At 68.2% G+C, this 3287-nt stretch carries 4 protein-coding genes; 1 reads left to right on the forward strand and 3 read right to left on the reverse strand.

The window, feature by feature from the left end:
* Positions 1-52: 52 nt before the first annotated feature.
* Positions 53-406 carry a hypothetical protein gene (locus JOZ00_RS17195; protein ID WP_293345658.1) on the forward strand — a complete coding sequence of 118 codons (354 nt, stop codon included), beginning with the start codon at positions 53-55 and terminating at the stop codon, positions 404-406.
* 79 nt (positions 407-485) lie between these two features.
* On the opposite strand, the gene JOZ00_RS17200 is transcribed toward JOZ00_RS17195, so the two are convergent.
* The 3 genes from JOZ00_RS17200 to JOZ00_RS17210 all read right to left on the reverse strand — a co-directional run.
* Positions 486-1169, reverse strand: coding sequence for an esterase (locus JOZ00_RS17200; protein WP_293345660.1), 684 nt, complete (start codon positions 1167-1169; stop codon positions 486-488).
* 70 nt (positions 1170-1239) lie between these two features.
* Positions 1240-2424 (reverse strand): class I SAM-dependent methyltransferase, encoded by a 1185-nt coding sequence (locus JOZ00_RS17205; RefSeq protein WP_293345664.1) that lies wholly within the window; start codon positions 2422-2424, stop codon positions 1240-1242.
* 17 nt (positions 2425-2441) lie between these two features.
* Positions 2442-3287 (reverse strand): class I SAM-dependent methyltransferase (locus JOZ00_RS17210; protein ID WP_293345662.1); only part of this gene is annotated, 846 nt, incomplete at its 5' end.

The raw sequence follows: 3287 nt of genomic DNA on the forward strand, positions 1-3287 counted from the left end.
CGACGGTCAGGTCTACGGTTTCGCACCGGCGTGACCGGGCAATAATTTCCTAGTGCCGACCTCTGACACGACTGATCGCAGTCGCCCGGCGCATATCGCGTCGACGCTCATCCTGTTGGTTGTCCATGCGGGCCTGTTCGGAGCAACCTTCGCGCTACTGGGCCTGCTCGTCATGAGCACCGACGCTTGCGCGTCGATGCAGTGCGGCGATTCCGCCTGGATCGACCGGGCCATGGAGTTGGCAACGTGGGGCGGCGGCGCCGTGTTGCTCGTCGACTTCGCCGTCGCCGGGTATCTCCTGCTGCGGCGAAAAAGGGCCTTCATCTCCCCGATCGTCGGCTGCATTGCCCAAATTGTGCTGGCGGTCGCGGCTGTGGCGATGGAGTTGCAGGCCGGACCGGTATAAGGCGACGTGGCGATCGCGAGTGCGGCGGAGCCGGACGAAGCGGGTCGCCACCATCTGACTTAGTGGCGATCGCGCGGACTTAGATGGCCAGCGGCGGAATCGCGTTGCGGGGCACCTGAGCTTGGAGCGCTCCGGCAAATGCGGGCAGGATCTCGCCCGGGGCGAAGTAGAAGATCAGCTGATCGTCGGTGATCGCGAAGTTCTGATAGTGCGACGGATCATTCCCGGTCGACGGCAAAATCGTTGCGCCCAAAGGAGTTTGCCGCTCCAGATCGCGCTGGACGATCGGGAAGATGGTGTCCAGCGGCGTGGTGCCCGGGGCGAAGAGGTTGTCGAAGGTGATCGGCTGATTGGTCCCGAGGTTGTAGTTGAACGCCTTGTACCAAACGGACGGGTGCGCGCCCCCGACGTCCTGGAAGAGCTTGAGCACGGCGCTACGGGTGTTGTGTGGCGGCTGGCCGGAGCTGTGCTGGTCCGTGGTCGCCTCTAGTTGGTAGGGCTGATCGCGCCCCCCGGAACTCTGGGCGACGTTGACGAACCCGTCCCGGTTCTGGGCGATGTAGTCGACCAGGGCTTGTTCGTCGGGGTAGTCGGCGGGAAAGGTCATGTTGACTGTGTACGTGGGCCCGGTGGCGCGCACATGACACATCTGACCGGAGTCGACGGTGCCCCCCATGCCTACGCAAGACGGCGGTGCGGCCGCGGCCGGCCAGCCCAGCAGGACCGCCGGTGCCAGCACGGCCGCGACTATCAGATAACGCATCGTGGAAGGTTCCTCGTAGACTCGCCGCGGCTGGGCGTCTGGGCAAGTGACCCCGCCAGCGTACCTGGCACTATCGCGAGGGATGGCAGACGAACGCCGTCGCGCGAGCTGCGGCCCCCGGCCCGATCCGGGTGACGACCACCGACAGGGATCGACTACCGCGCAACCGCATCCGTCGTCGCAGGGCGTCGGGATCAACCCGCACCCCGCGGACCAGAACCTCCAGCGTCCCGCAGTCCAGCGCCGCCAACGCCTGACGCAGCCGCCGCTCGTCGAACGCCAGCTGCTCGAGCACCTCGAAGCCCCGGACCGAAGGCGGCAGCCGATCGCCGGACAGGTAGGCGATGTCGGGGTCGAGTTGCCACAGGCCGTGGCGAGCGCCGTATTGGCGAACTAGCCCGGCCCGGACGACGGCGCCGTCCGGGTCGACGATCCATCGCCCCGCCGGCCCCGTCGGGCAGTCATCGGGGTCGGTGTCGGTGAGTTGCTCGTCGCGATCGAGGACGCTCGCGCGTCGGCGAACCCCCCGCTCGGTGAGCCGACTCGACCACAGGCATGCTTCGCGCACCGAGCCCTGATAAGACGTCACCTCGATCTCACCGTCGAAGCCGAGGCGTCGGATGTGATCGAAATCGATTCCGGGAGAGCACTTTACGACCAAGTCGCGGTTCCGGTAGCAGTCGATCAGCTCGCCCAGGCCGGGTTGGTAGTCCGCGGGATTGAACCGCCGCCGCCCGCCGGTCCGCCGTGCCGGATCGACGACGACCACCGCGTCGCGCGTCACCGGGTGCAGCGCGTCGGCGCGACTGAGACCGGCCCGCTCCCCGAGGTTGTGCGCCGCCATCGCCAGCCGCACCGGGTCGATGTCGCTGCCCAGCGTTTCGACCCCCGCGCCCCGCAGCGTGGCGACTTCGGTGCCGATCGAACAGGTCGCGTCGTGCACTATGACGTTTGGGGCACCTGGCCCGCTCGCGAGCCGTCGCGCCCGGTGCGCGGCCACCGGCGCCGCGGTGGCCTGCTGCAACGCCTCGTCGGTGAACAGCCACCGGTGCACGTCCCCCAGCTTCTCGGCGGCGCGCCGGCGCAACAGCGTCGTCTCCACCAGTATCGGTGCCCGGTCACCGAAGCGAGCGCGCACCGCGGCGACGTCGGCGATCCGGGTGGCGTCCGTCAGTGCGAATTCGGCGACCGCGGCGAGCGCCGCGACACCCGATTGCGAGCGCAGGTAACCGACGTCGTCGGTGGTGAAGCGCAGGCCTTGGCCGGGTTGGTTCAGGAGGGTTTGACCCCGGTGACCATCACGTTGTAGAACCAGCCCTTCGGTGCGAGGCGCCGCCAGACGTTGGCGTCGACCCAGCTCAGCGTCTTCCAGCCGTTGAACGCGAACTTCGCCCAGCCCCAGCCGAGCCGCCCGGGGGGCACCGAAGCCTCGAAGGTGCGGACCGGCCAGCCGAACATCGCGGCGGTGAACTCCTCGCTGGAGGTCTCGACCTGAACCGCGCCGGCATTGGCGGCCATCCGCTCCAAGTCCTCGGGGGCAAAGGTGTGCAGATCGACGATCGCCTCCAGCGCGGCGACGCGCGAGGACTCGTCGAGCTCGACCTGCGGGCGCCGCCAGCCGCCCAGGCCGGGCAACTTGGTGACGTTGGTCGCCACCCGCCAGGTCAGCGTGGACAACGAACGGGCATAGACCTCGCCGACGTTCGACGGCTCGCCGGCGAAGACAAACCGGCCGCCGGGCTTGAGCACCCGGATCACCTCGCGCAGCGACAGCTCGACGTCGGGAATGTGGTGCAGCACGGCGTGCCCGACCACCAGGTCGAAGGTGTTGTCCTCATACGGAATGCCCTCGGCGTCGGCGACCCGGCCGTCGATGTCCAGGCCCAGCGACTGCCCGTTGCGGGTGGCGACCTTGACCATGCCGGGCGACAGGTCGGTGACCGAACCGCGCCGGGCGACCCCGGACTGGATCAGGTTGAGCAGGAAAAAGCCTGTCCCACAACCCAATTCGAGCGCCCGATCGTAGGGCAGCTCCCGAAGCACCCGGTCCGGCACGGTGGCGTCGAAGCAGTCCCGCGCGTACTCGACGCATCGCTGGTCGTAGGAGATCGACCATTT

The sequence above is a fragment of the Mycobacterium sp. genome, assembly GCF_019243155.1.
In the GTDB taxonomy this organism is placed as follows: Bacteria; Actinomycetota; Actinomycetes; order Mycobacteriales; family Mycobacteriaceae; genus Mycobacterium.